Origin of the sequence: Streptomyces sp. NPDC018019 (assembly GCF_044327805.1) — a bacterium.
Lineage (GTDB): Bacteria > Actinomycetota > Actinomycetes > Streptomycetales > Streptomycetaceae > Streptomyces.
On sequence record NZ_JBIRGD010000001.1, the window covers coordinates 451,585 to 470,693 of the forward strand.

Consider the following 19,109-nt stretch of genomic DNA (forward strand, 5'->3'; position numbering starts at 1 on the left):
CCGGAGCGGAACCGGAACCGGAAAGCAGGCACCAGACGGACAGGGAGGACGGAGTGGGCATGGACACAGGCGAGGACACGGGCCCCGGCCCGGCCGTGTCGCGGCGGAGGCTGGTGACCGGAGCCGCGGCGGTCGGCGCCGGGCTGGCGATTCCGCCGGGCGTCGGGATCGCCGGGGCGGCATCGGCGGGTCCGGTACGGGCCGAGGCGGTACGGGCCGGGGCAGGACGGACCGAGGCGGCGGGCTCCCTCCAGCCGTACGCCTCCTACTGGTTCCCCGACAGCTTCCCCGAGGGGCGTGAGCCGGACCCCGGAGCGGTGTGGCGCAGCCTGAAGAGCTGGCGCCCGCAGGACGACCCGGACCTCCCGTACAACACCGCGACCGTGCCGCTCGCCGAACGGTTCACGCCGGTCCCCGCCAACACCACCGCCCGCGCCGGCCAGGCCCGTATCTCGGCGCTGGTCTCCTTCGCGGGCACCGCGGGCAACCCGTCGCAGGGCAGCGCCAAGGCCGACTACTACGCCCTCACCCACTGGGCCTACCTGGACGAACTGGTCTTCTGGGGCGGTTCCTCGGGCGAAGGCATCATCCTCGCCCCCAACGCCCCCGTCACCGATGCCGCGCACCGCAACGGCGTGCCCGCCCTGGGCAACGTCTTCCTCCCGCCGACGGCCTACGGCGGCGACCTGACGTGGACGCGCGAGCTGGTCCAGAAGGACTCCCTGGGCCGCTTCCCGCTCGCGGACAAGCTGATCCAGGTGGCCCGCACGTACGGCTTCGACGGCTGGTTCCTCAACGGCGAGACCGACGGCGGCGACCCCGCGCTGGCCCGGCAGATGGCCGATTTCGTGCAGGCCCTGCGCAAGGGCGCGCCCGAACTGCGCATCACCTGGTACGACGCGTTCAACGCGGACGGCCGGGTCGGCTGGCAGGGCGCGCTCAACGACAAGAACGCGATGTTCTTCCAGCGCGGCGCCGAGAAGCTGTCCGACACGATGTTCGTGGACTTCCGGTGGAGCGCCGCCCGGCTGGCGTCGTCGGCCGCGTACGCCCGGCGGCTGGGGCGTTCGCCGTACGAGCTGTGGGCCGGCGTCGATGTCGAGGCCAACGGTTGGGACACGTACGTGAACTGGGACGCCTTCGTGCCGGAGGGCCGCGACCACGTGGTGTCGTACGGGCTCTACCGGCCGGAGTGGACGCGGCGGTCCGGCGAGGCGCCCGGCCTGTTCCACGCCCGCGACGACCAGTTCTGGGGCGGGCGGAACACCGATCCGTCGGCGCCCGCCGGGCCGGGCTCCTGGCGCCCCGCGGCCCGTACGGTGGCCGACCGCGCCACCGTCGCCTCCGTACCGTTCGCCTCCGCCTTCAACACCGGGCACGGCACGGCCTGGTACGAGGGCGGGGTGCGGACCGGCGACACCGAGTGGAACCACCTGGGGCTCCAGGACCGGCTGCCGGGGCGGCGGTGGGCGCTGTGGGCGGACGGCGGCGGAACCCCGCGGCGGCCCGGCATCGGGTTCGACTTCGGTGCGGCATGGCGGGGCGGCAGCAGCCTGCTCGTCGAGGGTCCGCTCGACCGCCCCGTGACGCTGGAGCTGTTCCGGACGCGGCTGCCCCTGCGTACCGGCACCGTCCTGGAGATCACGCACCGCGTGGACGAGGGGTCGGCGGCGGTCGCCGTGGAGGCGGCCGTGGCGTACGCGGAGCCCGCGAAACCGGGCGGGCAGCCCACGTTCCGCCGGTTCCCCGCGCGGACCGTACGGGCCGCGGACGGCTGGGTCACCACGACCGTACGCATCGGGGACGGGCCCGGACGTACCGCGCGCGTGCTCGGCATCCGGCTGGGCGCGCCCGGCGGGGAGCCCGTGCGCTGGCGGCTGGGTGCCCTCGCCGTCCACGACGGCGACCCCGACGCGCAGACGCCCGCCCCGCCGAGCGCCCTGAAGGTCGCCGCATCGCGCGTCACGGGCGACGGCGCGGCCGAACTCCGGCTCACCTGGAAGCCGTCGGCCAAGGGCGTGCCCGTACGGCACTACGAGGTGCACCAGGTCCTCCCGGACGGGAAGCGGCGCTTCCTCGGCGGGACCTGCGGAGCCGCCTGCTACCTGCCCGCCTTGCGCCGGTCGTCCGCAGAGCCCGGCACCCGGCTGGAAGTACGGGCGGTCGGCGAGCTGTACACCTCGTCGGTTGCCGCCGCGGCCGTATTCACCTGGTAGGCCGCGCGCCCAAAGGGCAAGAGACCCGCAGGACCCGCACTCACCCCGTACCCGCATCGCACCCATCGGAGCTCCCTCATGCACGACGACCGCAGCATCGTCGAACACCGTCTACGCCGTGTCCTGACCGACCGCATCGTGCCCGCCGTCCGCAGCCGGTCCGTGCCGCTGACGATCGCGCGCTGGGAGGCGCCGGGGGAGCCGGTGCCGCCCGCCGAGGGCCTGGCCGCCGACTACGAGCCGACGAAGGCCGGCGAGGCGTGGGGGCCCGCCTGGGGGACCACCTGGTTCCGGGTGACCGGGCAGGTCCCGGCGGAGTGGGCCGGGCGCACCGTCGAAGCCGTGCTGGATCTCGGTTTCGAGGCGAACATGCCCGGCTTCCAGTGCGAGGGCCTGGTCTACCGGCCGGACGGCGAGGCCGTGAAGGGCCTGAACCCGCGCAACGACTGGGTGCGCGTCGCCGATCCGGCGGCCGGCGGGGAGGAGGTCGAGCTGTACGTGGAGGCGGCCTCCAACCCCGTACTGACCGACCACCGGCCCACCTACGAGGGCGACCGGCTCACCGCGGGCCACGCGCCGCTGTACCGGGTGCGGCGGATGGACCTCGTGGTCTTCGAGACCGAGGTCTGGGAGCTGGTCCAGGACCTGGAGGTGCTGCGCGGCCTGATGCTGGAGCTGGACGCGGCCGACGCGCGCAGGCACGGCATCCTGCGCGCCGTCGAGCGGGCCCTGGACGCGGTGGACCTGAAGGACGTCCCCGGCACGGCCGCACGGGCCCGTGCCCGGCTCGCGGACGTGCTGGCGGCCCCGGCCCACGCCTCGGCCCACCGCATCAGCGCGGTCGGCCACGCGCACATCGACTCCGCCTGGCTGTGGCCGCTGCGCGAGACGGTCCGCAAGGTGGCCCGTACGTCGTCGAACATGGTCAACCTGATGGACGGGCACCCCGAGTTCGTCTTCGCCATGTCGCAGGCGCAGCAGCTGGCCTGGATCAAGGAGCACCGGCCCGAGGTGTTCGCCAAGGTCAAGGCGAAGATCGAGGCGGGGCAGTTCGTCCCCGTCGGCGGCATGTGGGTGGAGTCGGACACCAACATGGTCGGCGGCGAGGCGATGGCCCGGCAGTTCCTGTTCGGGAAGAAGTTCTTCCTGGACGAGTTCGGGATCGAGACGAAGGAGGTCTGGCTGCCGGACTCCTTCGGCTACACCGCGGCCATGCCGCAGCTGGTCAAGCTGTCGGGCGCGGACTGGTTCCTGACGCAGAAGATCTCCTGGAGCCAGGTCAACCGGTTCCCGCACCACACGTTCTGGTGGGAGGGCATCGACGGCACCCGGGTCTTCACCCACTTCCCGCCGGTCGACACCTACAACTCCGACCTCGGCGGCAAGGAGATGGCGCACGCGGCCCGCAACTACCGTGAGAAGGGCCGCGGTTCGCGTTCCCTGGTGCCCTTCGGGTGGGGGGACGGGGGCGGCGGCGCCACCCGCGAGATGCTGGCCCGCGCCGCCCGGCTGCGGGACCTGGAGGGCTCGCCGCGGGTCGAGATCGAGAAGCCCGAGGCGTTCTTCGAGAAGGCACACGCGGAGTACCCGGACGCGCCGGTGTGGGCGGGCGAGCTGTACCTGGAGCTGCACCGCGGCACCTACACCTCGCAGGCCAAGACCAAGCAGGGCAACCGGCACAGCGAATCGCTGCTGCGCGAGGCGGAACTGTGGGCCGCCACCGCCGCCGTACGGGTCCCGGGCTACGCGTACCCGTACGAGGACCTGGAGCGCATCTGGAAGACGGTGCTGCTGCACCAGTTCCACGACATCCTGCCCGGCTCGTCGATCGCCTGGGTGCACCGGGAGGCCCGCGAGACCTACGCGCGGGTCCGCGAGGAGCTGACCGCGATCGTGCTCGCCGCGCAGACCGCGCTGGCGGGCCCGGGCACCCGCGAGATCGTCTTCAACGCGGCGCCGCACGCGCGCGACGGCGTCCCGGCGGGCGGCGCGGAGCCGGCGCCCGGCCGGGGCGGCACGCCCGCCGCGGTGCGCCCGGTGACCGTCGAGCCGCTGACCGTGGACGGCCGGGCCACCGGCGGCCACCGGCTCGCCAACGGCCGGCTGCGCATCGAGATCGACGCCCGCGGGCTGGTCGTGTCCGCGTACGACATCGAGGCCGGCCGCGAGGCCGTCGCGCCGGGCGCGGCGGCCAACCTCCTCCAGATCCACCCGGACTTTCCCAACATGTGGGACGCCTGGGACGTGGACGAGTTCTACCGCCACAACGTCACCGACCTGGTGGGCGTGGACGAGCTGACGGTCGTCGAGTCCGGCCCGGAACGGGTGGGTGTCAAGGTCGCCCGGTCCTTCGGGCACGGCTCCACCGTCGTACAGACCCTGACGCTGCGGGCCGGGGCCAAGGTGCTGGACATCGACACCGAGGTGGACTGGCGGGAGACCGAGACGTTCCTCAAGGCGGCCTTCCCGCTCGACGTGAAGGCCGACCGCTCCGCGTCGGAGACCCAGTTCGGGCACGTCTTCCGCGCCACCCACACCAACACGTCCTGGGAGGCGGCCAAGTTCGAGATCTGCGCCCACCGCTGGATCCAGGTCGAGGAGCCGGGCTGGGGCGCGGCCCTGGTCAACGACTCCACGTACGGGCACGACGTCACCCGCGACGTCCGCCCGGACGGCGGCCAGACCACGACCGTACGGCTGTCCCTGCTCCGGGCGCCCCGCTACCCGGACCCGGAGACCGACCAGGGCCACCACCGGCTGCGGTACGCGCTCGCACCCGGCGCGGGCATCGCGGACGCGGTGCGCGAGGGCCACTGGATCAACCTGCCGGAGCGCACGGTGCGCGGGGGCGGGCCGGTCGCGCCGCTGGTCGGGGTGGACGACGACGCGGTGGTGGTCGAGGCCGTGAAGCTGGCCGAGGACCGCAGCGGTGACGTCGTGGTCCGGCTGTACGAGTCGCACGGCGGGCGGGCGTCGGCCGTCCTCACCGCCGGGTTCCCGCTGGCGGGAGCGGTCGAGACGGACCTGCTGGAGCGGGACCTGGCAGGGACGGCCCTCGGTGAGGTGCGGGACGGACAGGTGGCGCTGACGCTGCGGCCCTTCCAGATCGTGACCGTACGGCTGTCGCGGGGAGCGGAGGGCTGAGGACGCGGGCGGACCGCCGGCTCGTTCCGGGCCGGGCGGCCCGCCCCCGCTCACCCCGCGTCCTCCACCGCCTGGAGCACTTCGCCCGCGCCGTCCTCCGCGTCCATGCGCCGCGCGATGGCGCGGGCGGCAGCGCGGCAGGAGGGCTCCCGTACGGCACGTCCGATGGCCTCGGCCAGGCGGTCCGCGGCGCCCTCCGCCATCAGCGCGCGGAACGGCACCGCGTCGGTCCCGGCTCCCACCGCGGCCAGCCGGGCGGCCCAGAAGGGCTGGTCGGCGGTGACCGGGACCGGCACCGCCGGGACACCGGCCCGCAGCGCGGCGGCCGTCGTGCCCGCGCCCGCGTGGTGCACGACAGCGGCCGTACGCGGGAAGAGCAGGGCGTGCGGGACCTCGCCGACGGTGAGGATGTCGTCGCCGGTCGCGGGGCCGTCCAGGCCCGCCCAGCCGGACTGGACCACGCCCCGGACCCCGGCGCGGCGCAGGGCGCCGACGACGCTCGCCGTCAGCCGCCCGGCCGTGCCGTCGCCCCGCGCGCCCGCCGCCATGCTGCCGAAGCCGACGAAGACGGGCGGCGGGCCCGCCGTGAGGAAGTCCTCCAGCGCGGGCGGGAGAGCGGCGTCCGGCGCGGTGTACGGCCACCAGTTGCCGACGACCTCCAGGCCGGGGCGCCAGTCCGCGGGGCGGGGGACGAGCGCCGGGCTGAAGCCGTGCAGCACCGGCCGGCCGTCCGCGGCGCGGCGTCGGCGCACCGCACGCGCCGACGCGGGCGGCAGGCCGAGCCGGGCCCGCAGGTCCCGTACCCCGTCCGCGTACAGCCGGTCCACGACCCGCAGGGACAGGCGGCCCGCGGCGCGGTTGCCCCGGCGCCCGAGCGAGCGGGTCCCCGCGACCACCGGAGGGAAGTCGCCGGTGGGGGCGTTCGGCTGGAGGGGCAGGTCCAGCGAGGGGATGCCGTGCGCTTCGGCGACGTGCCGGCCGAGCGGGGCCGTGGTCGCGGACAGCAGCATCAGACCGGTGCCGGGGGCCGTGGCGTCCGCGACGCCCGGCCCGAGGTCCCGGATGAAGGCGGCGGCCCGGCGCATCAGCTCCCGCTTCCCGCCGGGCGCTCCGCCGCCCTCCCCGGCTCGCTTCCGGGGGTCGGCGGGCAGCGCGCGGAACTCCAGCCCGGCGTCCCGTACGAGCTGCGCGTACGAGGCGTCGGCCGCCAGCGCGACGGTGTGACCGGCGGCCTTGAGGCGGGCGCCGAGGCCGGTGTACGGGGCGACGTCACCGTACGAACCGGCCGCCGCGATGAGGATCTTCATGACTGCTCCGGGAGGGCGGGCGGCGCGGTGTCGGCGAGCTGCGGGGCCTGGCGTACCGCGTTGGCGAACACCGCCGTCCGCAGGTACGCGGCGAGGCCGGGGCGCTGCCGGGAGGGCGGGACGACGAGGGCGAAGGCCCGCGGGTCGGTGGCGAAGTCCTCGGCGATCCGGCAGTGCATGTCGGTGGGGCACGGCGTGAACCAGCGGGAGACGTGCGCCCGGTGCTCCTCGGCCAGGTCCATGGCCGGGCCGCCGTCGGCGGGCTCCCCGGCGTCGAAGGCGGCGAGCAGCCGGTGCCGCCACGCACCGGCCTCGGCCATGATCCGCGCCCAGTCCTCCTTGGTGTGCGCGGCGGCCCGGTCCATGGAGCGCCGGTGGCCTTCGCTGTGCTGCCACTTCAGGTGCGCTTCGGTGGCGTACGTGAGGTCGAAGGAGACCTCGCCGAAGACCTCGAAGCGCTCCTCGGGCGTCAGTTCCACCCCCGTCCGCTGCACCTCCATGGCCCGCTCGGCGACCTCGACCAGCCGTTGCAGCTCGGCGATCTGCTCGGTGAGCAGGCGGTGCCGGGCACGCAGCCGGTCCAGCGCGTTGGCCTGCGGGTCTTGGAGGACGGCGGCGATCTCGTCGAGGCCGAATCCGAGCTGCCGGTAGAAGAGGATCTGCTGGAGGCGGGCCAGGTCGGCGTCGCTGTAGAGGCGGTAGCCGGCGGGACTGCGGGCGCTGGGGGAGAGCAGACCGGTCCGGTCGTAGTGGTGCAGAGTGCGGACCGTGATGCCCGCGAATCCCGAGACCTGCCCGACCGAGTACGCCATGGAACCGCCTTCTTCCGCGCCACGGCCCGCGGGCCGCCGTACGGCCCGTGCCGTACGGGGCAAGACTGCGGCCTGACGTGAGGGGAGGGTCAAGCGGGGCGGCGGGGCAGGCGGGGCGCCGGGGACGGAAGTGGCCCGGCGGGCCCGGCGGGCGGTTGGCCGATGCCGGACCCGGCACCGTGGACAGGGCCCGGCGTGCGGCCAACGATGGGTCGCTCAGGGACGGTGTCCGGGCGGCCACCGATGGGCCGCTGTTACACGGCCGTGGGGACGCCGTGAAATGGGCTGCTTAGCGTGGGGGCAATCTGGGCGGACACGGATACCTTTGTCGTAAAAGCCCATTCCCGTACACCGAGGAACCCGTGCGCTCACTCACCGCGACCGCCTGCGCCGCCGCGCTCACCGCGGCCACGCTGCTGCTGTCCGGCTGCGCCGACCCGCGGGGCCTGCGGGTGGCGGGACCCGCCGTGTCCCCCTCGCCGCCCGCCGGACCGGCGAAGGTCACCGACCCGGTGTACGTCGCCGACGCGGCCCGCCGGCCGTTGCAGCGCCCGGCGTCCTTCGTGCTCAACGCGTCGGTCAGCCTGACCGGTCTGCGCTGGCTGTCCTGGGGCGAGGCGACCGCCGAGGCCACCGGCGGGCTGACCGGCAGCTGGTGCCGGCCGGAGTGCGCGCGGCAGCCGTACGCGGTCAAGGTCACGCTCAGCGGGCTGTTCAGACAGGAGCGGCGGGACCGGGCGGCGTTCTACTCCCGCGCCACCCTCGTCTCCGACCGGCTGCCGCCGGAGAAGGCCGCCGAACTGGGCAGGATCAGCCTGCACACCCCGGAGTTCTAGGCCGTCATGGGGTTGCGCGCGAAGATCGGCATAGCGATCGCCGCCACGGCTGCCGTGGTCGCGGTCCTCATCGGGGTGCTGGTGCACAACCGGACCGTGGACGCGCAGTTCGACCTGGCGGCCGAGTCGATCGACGGCCGGCTGCAGAGCATGGTGCAGGACCGGGCGGCCGGCGTGGACACCGGCCGGGCCATCGTCAACCCGCCGGACCTCCCCCGACCGCTGGAGGACGCCGCCCGGCACGGCAAGCGCGGCGTCTACCTCGAACCCGACGGCCCCCGGCCGCACCTGTGGGCCGCGACCGAGCTGGACGGCGACATCATCGCGCTCAAGCGCCCGTACGTACGCGAGCAGGAAGTCCTGCGCAGTCTGGACCGCGTCCTGTGGATGGCGGGCATCGCGGGCACCGCGCTGGGCTGCGTCGTCGGCCTGCTGGTCGCCCACCGGCTGGGGCGGCGGCTGACCGCCTCGGCCGGCACCGCCCAGCGGATCGCCGAGGGCGACCTGACCGCGCGGCTGCCGCTGACCGGCAAGGACGAGATAGCCCAGCTCACCTCCGCGGTGAACACCATGGCCGACGCGCTGGCCGCCCGCCTCCAGGCCGAGCGCGACGTGACCGCGAACATCGCCCACGAACTGCGCACCCCCGTCGCCGGACTGGTCGCGGCGGCCGGCCTGCTGCCGCCCTCGCGGCCCACCGAGCTGGTCCAGGACCGGGCGCAGCATGTACGGGGGCTGATGGAGGACGTGCTGGAGGTGGCCCGGCTGGACGCGCGCACCGAGCAGGCCGACACCGAACTGCGGGCGCTGGGCGGGCTGGCCCGGCGGACGGTGGCGGCGCTGGGCGAGGAGGCCGGGGCGGCCGTCGCCGTACGGGTGCTGTCGGACGGACTGGTGGAGACCGACCCCCGGCGGGTCGAGCGCATCCTCGTCAACCTGATCAGCAACGCGCTGCGGCACGGCGCCGCGCCGGTGGTCGTCGAGATCGAGCGCGGTGTCCTGCGCGTCCACGACAGCGGCCCCGGCTTCCCGGAGGCGCTGCTGGCCCACGGCCCGCAGCGGTTCCGTACGGGCGGCGGTTCGGACGGCCACGGCCTCGGCCTCGGCCTGACCATCGCCTGCGGGCAGGCGCGGGTGCTCGGCGCGCGGCTGACGTTCGCCAACCCGGAGGGCGGCGGCGCCGAGGCCACGCTGGACCTCAGTGACGCGCTGCGTCCGCAGGAGGGGGCGGACGGCCACAGCGGGGACCGGGGCTTCGGGCGCCCCGCTTCCGACGGCGCCTGAGGTGCGTTCCGGCGCGGTCGCGCCAAGAGTGGTGTCAGACGCTCGCACCGGGAGAGGCGTGCTGATAATGCGTCCCTTTCCCCAGCAGACCTCTGGAGCCGCAGCGATGGAAGACAACGTGCTGTTCATGGACCTCACCAGCGCCGGTGAGAACGCCGGGCGGCGGGCGCTGGACGCGCTGCGCCACGAGGACGCCGAGCACCGGATCGTGCTGCGCGAGGCCACGGTGATCGCCCGCGGCGCGGACGGCGGTGTCAGCTTCCCCGACAGCGAGGACCGCACGGGAACCGCGCGGGGGTTCGCCGTCGGCGGCCTGGTCGGCGGACTCGTCGGACTGCTCGGCGGGCCCCTGGGCGCGCTGGCCGGCTTCGGCGCGGGCGGGCTGATCGGCGGCGCGCACGACGCGCGCCGGGCCAGCGCGGACAACGCGGCCGTGGACCTGCTCGCCGCGGAGGTGCCGCCGGGCAGCACCGTCCTGGTCGCGGAGGTCGCGGAACCGGCCAGGGGCCCGGTCGACGCGGCACTGGCGGACTTCGGCGAGCGGGTCGTCCGCTATCCGGCCGCCGAGGTCCGCAAGCAGGTGGAGGAACTGATCGCGGAGGAGGGCTGAGCGGAAGCACGCCCTCCGGAGCGCCGTCCCCCGGGCGCGCCGTCCCCCGGGCGCGCCGTCCCCCGGACGCACCGCCCCCGGGCGCCCCGCGCATATCGCCGCTCCGCCTCACCCCGCCGGATACCGCTCCTTCAGCTCACTCCGCCGGGTACGGCCCCCAACGCCTACCCCGCCGGATACCGCTCCTCCAGCACCGCGTTCAGCAGCGCCTGCACGTCTTCCCTGGCCAGTCCCTGCACCTGGGCCTTGGCCATCCAGGACCGCAGCTCCTCGCGGAGCAGCGCGTCGGAGTCGGCGGCGGACTCCGGCCGGGCCAGCGACCGGCTCACGAACGTGCCCAGGCCCGGCCGCGGCTCCACCAGCCCCTCGCGCTCCAGCTCCCGGTACGCCTTCAGGGTCGTGTTCGGGTTGACCTTCGTCGTGGCCGCGACCTGCGCGGCCGTGGGCAGCCGGTCGCCCTCGACGAGGATGCCCAGCCGCAGGGCCTGCCGGACCTGCTGGACGATCTGGAGGTAGGTGGCGACACCGCTGCGCCGGTCGATGCGGAACTCGACCACGCTCACCACCTCCCCGTTCCGCACGCGGGCGACTGCCCCCGCGCCCTCTCCGGTGCCCGTCCCGGCCGGTGCCGCGGCGCCCGTTTCGGCTTGATGATCGGCCCACTCGTACGGGGTGTCAAAGCGGTGCCGTTCAGAGGGGCCGCCGCCGCGCCCACCCGACGATGAACACGGTCACCGCCACGGTCAGCGCCACCAGGATGCCCGTGGCCGCCCACTGCATCCCGGCCATCTGGTCGTAGCCGTAGTAGTCGACGGCGCGGTTGACGATGCCGTACTTCGCACGGCACGCCTCGCCGGGGTCGTTGTTGCAGGTGCCGTAGCCGAAGAGCTTGCCGTCCGCGGTGGCCAGCCAGTCGTCGATCCGTACGGCGCCGCCGGGCAGCCGCGGGTCGTCCTGCCCGGACGGGTACAGCTTGCGGCGCAGCGGGGCCAGCAGCGGCCGGACCCGCTCCGACCAGATGATGCTGAACCCGAAGCCGAGGACGAGGAGCAGCGCCATCGAGGCGACGACGCGGCGCAGGAGCATGCCGACGGCGATGCCGACGACCGTCAGGAACAGCGCCTGGGCGACCGGGACCGGGCCGGTGACCTCCAGCGGGCCGCCGTTGTACCAGTCGCCGAACGCGGCCAGCTCGTGGGCCGGCTCCCACAGCCAGGTGAACGCGGCCGACATCAGCGACGTGCAGACGAACACCAGGGTCAGCGGCACGCCCAGCTTCGCCGCGATCCACCGGCCGCGGGAGACGGACTGGGTGGTGGCCAGCCGGATGGTGCCCTGTTCCTGCTCGGCGGCGATCAGCGGGACGCCGACGAACACGCCGAGGAGGAGCGGGACCCACTTCAGCCAGGTGATGTCGCGGTTGAACGGCGAGCTGAAGGTGTCCTGGAACTTCATCAGCAGCTCGCCGTCCTCGCGCGGCGACACGCCCATGGTGTGCGGGTGCGCCTCCAGGAAGTCCATCAGGCCGATGCGCTGGTAGATGAAGACCGCGCAGGTCAGGGCGGTGATGGCGAGGCCGGTGAGGAAGGTGCCGCGGTGGCGGCGCCAGACGAGCCAGGTCGTGCCGTGCAGGAGGCCGCGGGGGACGGCGGCTTCCTTGCCGGCCCGGCCGCCGGCGGTACGGGCGAGCATGCTCATGCGACGGCCCCCCGGTCGCCGCCGGTGCCCGCGCCCGTGTCCGGGCCCGTACTCGTCCCCGTGCCCGGGCCGGGCGCCACCCGCGCCTCCTCGGTGATCAGCGGCGGCGCCCCCGGGGAACGCAGGTAGGCCAGCAAGACTTCCTCCAAGCTCGGTTCGTTCGTCTCCCAGGTGCCGGGGAGCGGGCCGCCGGGGCGGATCAGGGCGGTGAACTGCCGTCCGGTGACCCGCGACTCCACGACGGTGTGCTGCTCGGCCAGTCCGGCGGGCACGCCGTCGCCGCCGGACGGCTCGGCCAGCCCCGACACCAGCAGGTGCCCGGGCACCAGCTCCTCGGTCTGCCCGGCCAGCCGCAGCCGCCCCTCCGCGAGGACCAGCAGGTAGTCGCACATGTCCGCCATCTCGGAGAGCAGGTGCGAGGACATCACCACGGTCGTGCCGTGCTCGGCGGCCTCCGCCAGCAGCAGCCCCGACAGCTCGTGCCGGGCGAGCGGGTCCAGGTCCGACATCGGCTCGTCCAGCAGGAGCAGCTTCGGCCGCTTGCCGAAGGCGAGGGCGAGCGCGACCCGGGTGCGCTGGCCGCCGGAGAGCGTGGCGACCCGCGCGTCGAGGGGGATCTGCCCGGCGCGGACGATCCGCTCGGCGATCCCGGCGTCCCAGCGCGGGTTCAGCTCCCGCCCCAGCCGCAGGGTCTCGGCGACCGTGAAGCGCCCGTACAGCGGCTTGTCCTGGGCGAGGAAGGCGACGTGCTCCAGTACGGCCGGGTCGCTCACCGGCACGCCGAACAGCCGCAGCGTGCCGGTGGTGGGCCGCACCAGCCGGGTGGCGGTCCCCAGGAACGTGCTCTTGCCGGCGCCGTTGGGGCCGACCAGCGCACAGACATGGCCCGCCGGGAGCCGGAAGGAACAGTCCCGCAGGGCCCAGCCGCGCCGGTACCTCTTCCCGAGGCCGTACGCCTCGACCGCCCATGGGCTCGGGTCACTCACCCGGATCCCCCCTTCCACTAGTTCATTAGTGGAATGAGTATGGGGAGCGGTCATGATCGCTGTCAACGCGGTGGTGTGCGGGACCGCCCCAGGGGCGGCGCGGCTCCCGTGCGGCAGCGCGGCCGTCGTACGGGAGCCGGAAAGGCGACCGGCCTACGAACTGTGCGCCCGGACGTGCGTGCCGGCCGGCGCCCCGGCGTCCCCCGCCAGCGGCTTCCCCATGCACCGGCTGTCCTCGTACGTCCGGTACAGCCCGAACTTCGGCACCGGCCGGTAACCGCACGACGCGTACAGCGCCAGCGCCTCCGGCTGCTTGATGCCGGTCTCCAGCACCATCCGGGTCCGGCCCGCCGCGCGCGCGTCCGCTTCCAGCGCGGCCAGGATGCGCCGGGCCAGCCCGCGCCCGCGGGCCTCCGCCACCACGAACATCCGCTTGATCTCGGCGTCCCCGTCCGCGTAGCCCTCGGGGCCGGCGTCCTGGGACCGCCAGCCGCCGGTGGCCAGCGGGCGCCCGTTCTCGTACGCGAGCAGGTACGTGCCGTGCGGCGGCCGGAACATCGCCGGGTCGAGCGGGGTCATGTCCCCCTCGCCGTATCGCTGCTCGTACTCGCGCTGCACCAGCCGGTCGAGGGCGACGGCGTCGGCGTGATCGTAGGGGACGGGGCGGATCTCCATCCGCCGAATCGTACGGATGTCCGGGCTCCGGGGCGAGAGTGCCAGATGAGAACGGGGTCCCGGACCGCCGCCGGCCCTCTACCGGATCCCGCCCCGGCCCTCCTGTCCATACGGCGGTCTGGCGGAGCCGATCCACCCGATGGGGGTGTGTCGGTACGGGATCGGACAGACCGGGCCGGCAGCGGGGAACGGCTGCTGCGCCACTGACGCTGAACCGAAGGAGAAAGCCATGCGTCTGCGTCCTGTGCTGGCCACCGCCGCCGCCGTAGTCTCCCTGTCCGCCACCGGCCTGACCGGAGCCGCCGTCGCGGCCGACCCCGCGCCGCCGGTCACCTTCGGCAACACCACGGGCAACGACGGGAGCTACAACGACGCCCGCGGCAGCGGGGACCACCCGGGCACCATCGGGTGGGGCCACAAGCCGTACCAGTTGCTCGGCGACCGGGACGGCAGGTATGTCATCACGGCCGTCAACAAGATTGACAGCGACCGGCTGCCGACCTGCTACCGCGACCTGTACGCGACCCCGTCCTCCTCGATCTGCCACTGACCGGGGACGGCTCACCGGGTGCCCGGCGCTCGCCGCGCCGGGCACCCGGGCATATCCGCCGGCCGCCCGTACCGCCCGTGAGGCCGAATCGTCCGGGCCCCCTGCCATCGCGTAGGCTGCGCTGCCGCCAGCGCGATGAGGGAGCAAGTAGTGCTAACTGTGACAACCGTGAACGTGAACGGCCTGCGCGCCGCGGCCAAGAAGGGCTTCCTGCCGTGGCTGGCGGAGACGGACGCCGACGTGATCTGCCTCCAAGAAGTACGCGCCGAGCCGGACCAGCTCCCCGCCGGGGCCCGCGAGCCCGACGGCTGGCACACGGTGCACGCGCCCGCGGCGGCCAAGGGCCGGGCCGGTGTCTCCCTCTTCACGCGCCGCGAGCCCGAGCGCGTCCAGGTCGGCTTCGGGTCCGCCGAATTCGACACCAGCGGCCGGTACGCCGAGATCGATCTGCCCGGCGTGACGGTGGCCAGCCTCTACCTCCCCTCCGGCGACGTGGGCACCGAGCGGCAGGACGAGAAGGAACGGTTCATGGCCGAGTTCCTGCCGTACCTCGCCGGACTGCGCGAGCGGGCCGCCGCGTCCGGCCGCGAGGTCCTGGTGTGCGGCGACTGGAACATCGCCCACCGGGAGGCCGACCTGAAGAACTGGAAGGCCAACCAGAAGAAGGCCGGCTTCCTCCCCGAGGAGCGCGCCTGGCTGTCCCGCGTCCTCGACGCGCACGACGGCGGCTACGTGGACGTCGTCCGCGCCCTGCACCCGGAGACCGAGGGCCCGTACTCGTGGTGGTCCTACCGGGGCCGCGCATTCGACAACGACGCAGGCTGGCGCATCGACTACCACATGTCCACCCCCGGCCTCGCCACCCGCGCCGTCAAGGCCCTCGTCGAACGCGCCGCGTCCTACGACACCCGCTGGTCGGACCACGCACCGGTGACGGTGGTCTACGACCACGGCTGACTAGAGGCCGATCCCCGAGAGCTTGGACAGCCGCAGCAGCTCCGGCTTGCTGCGCCGGTGCAGGGACGACAGCACGCGGAACACCTCCCGCGCGGTGGGGTGGATGCGTGCCATCTGCGGGGCCGCGTCCCATGCGGCGCTCAGGCTCTCCAGGGCGCCGTCCCGGTCGCCGACGTCGAGCTGCGCACGGGCGAGGTTCATCCTGGACGGGGCGACCCGGGTGGCGGGCAGACCCGCCAGGGCAGCGTCAAGGCTCTCCGCCACCTCCAGAGCCTCACGCGGACGGCCCAGGTCGAGGCGGGTGGCCAGGACGTGGGTCGTGGTGTTCCGCGGGCCGAAGATCATGTTGTGCCGGTGCCAGTCCCCGCCGTCGAACCACTCGGCGGACTCCCACGCGGACGCGATGTGCCGCTCCGCTTCCCGCTTGCCCTCCTGCTTGTCGGTCAGACGGCCGGCGAGGGTCATGCCCCGGAGGTTCAGCACCCCCACGGCGAAGGCCCGCTCCTGACCCGACAGGCCGGACTGGGCCTGGGCGATGGCACGGTCGACGATCGTCAGGCCGCCTTCGAAGTCACCGCCGTTGAGGTACGCGCCCGCCCGGTCGCGGGCGGCGATGGCCACTCCCAGCGGGTCGGGCTTCTGTTCGACGGCCCAACGCTGGCGGGTCACGGCCAGCTCCGCCAGGTCCATCCACCGGTGCCGGGCGGCCAGCCAGTACACGCTGCTGTAGACCTCGGACAGCGCCATCCACGCGTCCACGGTGTTCGCGGTGTGCGCGTGCGTGGTGGCGCTCCTGAGCAGGGCGGGGAGCAGCGCCAGCAGCCGGTCCACCGCTGCCGCGTCGCGGTACTGCCGGGCGGTTTCCAGCGCCGCCGCCACGCCGTCCTCGTGGATTTCGTGCCGTCCCGGCAGGTCGTAGTCCCGGATCGCCGAACGCAGCTCCGCCAGCTGCTGCTCGTCGGCCTGGGACACCGAGGCCCGGCCCAGTACTTCGGCCATGCTGAGCCCCATCGGCTTGCCCAGGGCTGCCGCGACGGCCGGTGTCAGGGCCCGGTCCCCCACTTCGATCTTGGACAGGAGGGAGACGGAGATGTTCGCCCGGCCGGCCAGCTGCGTCTGAGACATACCGCGTGCCTTGCGGAGCGCCGCGAGGTTCGCGCCCGGTGCCAGTTCCGTGGTCGTACCCATGTGATCAGCCCTACCCGAAGAGGTGCTTGCTGCTGCCATGGTCGCAATCCCCACGGGTACCCGCATGCCGTTTGTGCAAGCCCTGTGCAAGTTCACCGGGTACGGGACGAGTTGACTGGTTGCATGACGATCTCCAGGACCTCGCAGGAGCAGCCGGTGGAACTGCCGCTGCGGCAGGTATCCGAACCCCGCCCCCGGCCAGGCTGCAAGACCTGCCTCGGGGCGTCCACACGCAGGGAGAACCGCCGCTCGGTCGGCGACTACAGCGGCGTATCCGATGCCAATGTGCTGATGCGCAAGCACCAGGCGGGGGAGTGTGAGCAGTGATCCGCCGCGTCTTCCGGTTCGTGCCCTTCACGATCACACAGGACGCGTCGGCGGAACCCACCTACGAGGCGGTGTGTGTTTCGGGTGAGGAAAAGGAATGTGGCGCGGCATCCGACGAGTGGCTGACACCGCATCCGGTGGAAGTGTGGATGCGCGAGCACACCAAGGACACGGGCCACAGGCGCTACCGCCGGAACTTTCAGGACTACGCAGAGGTGGAAGCGCAGCCGCCCACCCCCGACGGCGGCCCCGGTGTCCCCAACCCGCCCAAGGGCGGGTGAGCGTGGTGCGGGCGCGGAACGGCCGTCTCCGCCATGCCGAGCTGGGGCTGGCCCTCGTGGCAGGTGGGGCGCTGTCCGCCGACTGGGCTCCTACGTTCGCGGCCGTGCCCCGGGCGGCCTTCCTGCCGGCTGTCATGTGGCCGTGGGACATGGCGGCGGGGCGCAGCGTGTGTGTCTCCCGTGCGGACGATCCGGAGCGGTGGCGGGCGTACGCCGATGCCGATTGCCCGGTCGTCACCCAGTGGGACGACGGTGACCACAGCGGCACGGAACCCGGTGAGGCGCCCACCAGTTCCGCGTCCATGCCGTCCGTGGTGTTCCGGATGCTCCGGGACCTGGACGTACGTTCCGGCGACCGGGTGCTGGAGATCGGCACGGCCACCGGATGGAACGCCGCCCTGCTGGCCCACCGGGCCGGGGCGGGCCGGGTGATCAGCATGGAGGTGGACGGGGCGCTGGCGGAGCGGGCCCGTACGGCGCTGGAGAGGTTCGGCAGCTCCGCCCGCGTCATCCACGGGGACGGTTTCCAGGGATATCCGGAAGGGGCCCCGTACGACCGGATCATGGGGACCTGCGGAATCCGGCGCTTTCCCTGGGCCTGGGTGGAACAGTGCCGCCCTGGTGGAATTCTCGTCGCGCCGTGGGGGACGCATTACAGCAACGCCGATGGCGTGGCCCGTTTGGTGGTGGCGGGGGACGGGAGCAGCGCCTCCGGAAGATTTACCGGGCCGGTGGAATTCATGAAGCTGCGGGCGCAGCGTCTGCCGCGGGTGGTGCACAAGGAGTACGTCCGGGGGAGTGTGACGGACGGGGATGAGACGTCAACGGCCCTTACGGAGGAGGAATTCACCGGAGGCAGGTTCGGGCCACAGCGATTCGCCGTGGGGCTGCGCGTACCCGGCTGTGTGCAGGTCGAGGCGGAGAAACGCGACGGTGCGCGGCCGGTGTGGCTCTACAGCCTGCGTGACCTGTCCTGGGCGTGTGCGTACTTCCGTGACGGCGGGAAAACCCGCATCTGGCAAAGCGGCCCCCGTCGCCTCTGGGAGGAGGCGGAGGCCGCGTACCGGTGGTGGGTGGCGCATGACCGGCCCGGTTACGAGCGTTTCGGGCTCACCATCACGGAGGAGGGCGGACGGGCGTGGCTGGATGAGCCGGACGAATCCTGGGCGCTGTGAGGTGGTGCCGGCCGGTGTTTCTCCGGGCGAGCACCCGGTCACACCGCACGCTACGGCGTGTCCGCCTCGTTTCTCTCCCGGTGCCAGGATTCGAGTTCCGCTCGCACCCTGCGGTCCATCGCCATGGAGAGTTCCGCGTCGACGATGCCCTTGGAGATGGGGCGGAGTTTCTCGATGGTCTGGGTGATGCGGGCCGCTTCGGTGGGGTCCAGGGGGGCGCCGGCCGCGGCGCGGGTGAGGACGTCGGACAGGACGTGGGTGCGGATGACCGAGATGAAGAGGTCGGCGAGGGCGTCGGCGTGGGTGCGGACCTGGCGGCCCGCCGCGAGGACGGCGGCCAGCGGGACGCCGTTGGCGACGAGTTCGGTGGAGGCGTCGAGGAGGCGGCGGCTGATGTGGACGAACTCGTCGCCGTCCACGGCCAGGTAGCCGATGTCGAGGGAGGTGGCGAGGTTCTCGGGGGTGACGTCGTCCTTGAAGTGGTCGGCGAGTTCCTCGGGGGTGAGGCGTACGGGGGTCTCCTCGGACCAGGGGGCGACGAGAGTGTTCTCCAGGCCGAGCAGTTCGCCGACGTCGCGGCCGTTGTCGAAGGCGGAGAGGAGTTCGGCGATGCCGCCGAGGGTGTGGCCGCGGTCCAGCAGGCCGGCGATGGTGCGCAGCCGGGCGAGGTGGTGTTCGTTGTACCAGGCGATCCGGCCTTCGCGGCGCGGCGGCGGGATGAGCTTGCGCTCGCGGTAGAAGCGCAGGGTGCGGACGGTGATGCCGGCTTCCCTGGCCAGGTCGGCCATGCGGAACTCGCGGGGGCGGGCGGGCGCGGACGAGCCGGTGTCCGGCTCCGCCGTACCCGGGCCGCGCCGGCCGGCGGTGTCCGGAGCCGTGCCGCCCTGGTCCGCGCCGTCCGGGACGGGCGCGCCGTTGCTGTTCTCTGCCACGGGCTCAGCCTATGCGGCCCACCCGGGCCCCGGCCGAGGGGCAACCAGCGGTAACTTCCCGGCCCGCGCCCCCTACCGCTCGGTACGCCGGTGTCCTACCCTCCAATCGTGCCAGTGATTGCTGGCGCGAT

18 protein-coding genes are annotated in these 19,109 nt (G+C 73.7%); 10 read left to right on the top strand and 8 right to left on the bottom strand.

The features are described from left to right. Positions 1-59 precede the first annotated feature (59 nt). Both ACH4FX_RS02130 and ACH4FX_RS02135 read left to right on the top strand, forming a co-directional pair. Positions 60-2,216 (top strand): endo-beta-N-acetylglucosaminidase, encoded by a 2,157-nt coding sequence (locus tag ACH4FX_RS02130; RefSeq protein WP_398474261.1) that lies wholly within the window; start codon positions 60-62, stop codon positions 2,214-2,216. Between the two features lie 78 nt (positions 2,217-2,294). Beyond that, a complete protein-coding gene (locus tag ACH4FX_RS02135) occupies positions 2,295-5,360 on the top strand; it encodes an alpha-mannosidase (RefSeq protein ID WP_398474262.1) in 3,066 nt (1,021 codons plus the stop codon). A gap of 50 nt (positions 5,361-5,410) precedes the next feature. Here ACH4FX_RS02135 and ACH4FX_RS02140 read toward each other — a convergent pair whose 3' ends face one another. Then, a complete protein-coding gene (locus tag ACH4FX_RS02140; protein ID WP_398474263.1) occupies positions 5,411-6,667 on the bottom strand; it encodes a glycosyltransferase in 1,257 nt (418 codons plus the stop codon). Beyond that, on the bottom strand, positions 6,664-7,479 hold the full coding sequence (locus tag ACH4FX_RS02145) for a MerR family transcriptional regulator (RefSeq protein ID WP_398474264.1): 816 nt from the start codon (positions 7,477-7,479) through the stop codon (positions 6,664-6,666). The genes ACH4FX_RS02140 and ACH4FX_RS02145 overlap by 4 nt, the downstream gene beginning before the upstream one ends. 362 nt (positions 7,480-7,841) lie before the next feature. On the opposite strand from ACH4FX_RS02145, the gene ACH4FX_RS02150 reads away from it, so the two are divergent. The 3 genes from ACH4FX_RS02150 to ACH4FX_RS02160 all read left to right on the top strand — a co-directional run bounded on the left by ACH4FX_RS02150 (position 7,842) and on the right by ACH4FX_RS02160 (position 10,209). Further along, positions 7,842-8,315, top strand: a complete 474-nt coding sequence (locus tag ACH4FX_RS02150; RefSeq protein WP_398474265.1) for a hypothetical protein — start codon at positions 7,842-7,844, stop codon at positions 8,313-8,315. Positions 8,316-8,321: 6 nt separating this feature from the next. Beyond that, on the top strand, positions 8,322-9,599 hold the full coding sequence (locus tag ACH4FX_RS02155; RefSeq protein WP_398474266.1) for an ATP-binding protein: 1,278 nt from the start codon (positions 8,322-8,324) through the stop codon (positions 9,597-9,599). A 106-nt stretch (positions 9,600-9,705) separates the two neighbouring features. Beyond that, entirely contained in the window at positions 9,706-10,209 is a 504-nt protein-coding gene (locus ACH4FX_RS02160) for a DUF1269 domain-containing protein (RefSeq protein WP_398474267.1), read from the top strand. A gap of 164 nt (positions 10,210-10,373) precedes the next feature. On the opposite strand, the gene ACH4FX_RS02165 is transcribed toward ACH4FX_RS02160, so the two are convergent. From ACH4FX_RS02165 to ACH4FX_RS02180, 4 genes are all read right to left on the bottom strand, one after another. Next, positions 10,374-10,775, bottom strand: coding sequence for a GntR family transcriptional regulator (locus tag ACH4FX_RS02165; protein ID WP_398474617.1), 402 nt, complete (start codon positions 10,773-10,775; stop codon positions 10,374-10,376). A gap of 124 nt (positions 10,776-10,899) precedes the next feature. Further along, a complete protein-coding gene (locus ACH4FX_RS02170; RefSeq protein WP_398474268.1) occupies positions 10,900-11,907 on the bottom strand; it encodes an ABC transporter permease subunit in 1,008 nt (335 codons plus the stop codon). Then, positions 11,904-12,893, bottom strand: a complete 990-nt coding sequence (locus tag ACH4FX_RS02175) for an ABC transporter ATP-binding protein (protein ID WP_398474269.1) — start codon at positions 12,891-12,893, stop codon at positions 11,904-11,906. The genes ACH4FX_RS02170 and ACH4FX_RS02175 overlap by 4 nt, the downstream gene beginning before the upstream one ends. 153 nt (positions 12,894-13,046) lie before the next feature. Next, positions 13,047-13,568, bottom strand: a complete 522-nt coding sequence (locus ACH4FX_RS02180; protein ID WP_398474270.1) for a GNAT family N-acetyltransferase — start codon at positions 13,566-13,568, stop codon at positions 13,047-13,049. Positions 13,569-13,797: 229 nt separating this feature from the next. On the opposite strand from ACH4FX_RS02180, the gene ACH4FX_RS02185 reads away from it, so the two are divergent. Continuing rightward, positions 13,798-14,118 (top strand): hypothetical protein, encoded by a 321-nt coding sequence (locus ACH4FX_RS02185; RefSeq protein WP_398474271.1) that lies wholly within the window; start codon positions 13,798-13,800, stop codon positions 14,116-14,118. Between the two features lie 150 nt (positions 14,119-14,268). Next, the gene (locus ACH4FX_RS02190) at positions 14,269-15,075 is read left to right on the top strand and encodes an exodeoxyribonuclease III (RefSeq protein ID WP_398474272.1); all 807 of its coding nucleotides are present in this window, start codon (positions 14,269-14,271) and stop codon (positions 15,073-15,075) included. Here the strand turns inward: ACH4FX_RS02190 and ACH4FX_RS02195 are convergent, their stop codons facing one another. After that, positions 15,076-16,263: a helix-turn-helix domain-containing protein gene (locus ACH4FX_RS02195; protein ID WP_398474273.1), complete on the bottom strand. Its 1,188-nt coding sequence runs from the start codon at positions 16,261-16,263 to the stop codon at positions 15,076-15,078. It abuts the gene before it with no gap. A gap of 123 nt (positions 16,264-16,386) precedes the next feature. Here ACH4FX_RS02195 and ACH4FX_RS02200 point away from each other — a divergent pair, with 123 nt between their 5' ends. From ACH4FX_RS02200 to ACH4FX_RS02210, 3 genes are read left to right on the top strand one after another with little or no spacing between them, the layout of a single operon-like run. Next, positions 16,387-16,590, top strand: a complete 204-nt coding sequence (locus ACH4FX_RS02200) for a hypothetical protein (RefSeq protein WP_398474274.1) — start codon at positions 16,387-16,389, stop codon at positions 16,588-16,590. Next, positions 16,587-16,871, top strand: a complete 285-nt coding sequence (locus ACH4FX_RS02205) for a hypothetical protein (RefSeq protein WP_398474275.1) — start codon at positions 16,587-16,589, stop codon at positions 16,869-16,871. The genes ACH4FX_RS02200 and ACH4FX_RS02205 overlap by 4 nt, the downstream gene beginning before the upstream one ends. A 2-nt stretch (positions 16,872-16,873) precedes the next feature. Further along, positions 16,874-18,046 (top strand): protein-L-isoaspartate(D-aspartate) O-methyltransferase, encoded by a 1,173-nt coding sequence (locus tag ACH4FX_RS02210; RefSeq protein ID WP_398474276.1) that lies wholly within the window; start codon positions 16,874-16,876, stop codon positions 18,044-18,046. 50 nt (positions 18,047-18,096) lie between these two features. On the opposite strand, the gene ACH4FX_RS02215 is transcribed toward ACH4FX_RS02210, so the two are convergent. Further along, the gene (locus ACH4FX_RS02215) at positions 18,097-18,834 is read right to left on the bottom strand and encodes a MerR family transcriptional regulator (protein WP_398474619.1); all 738 of its coding nucleotides are present in this window, start codon (positions 18,832-18,834) and stop codon (positions 18,097-18,099) included. Between the last annotated feature and the right edge of the window lie 275 nt (positions 18,835-19,109).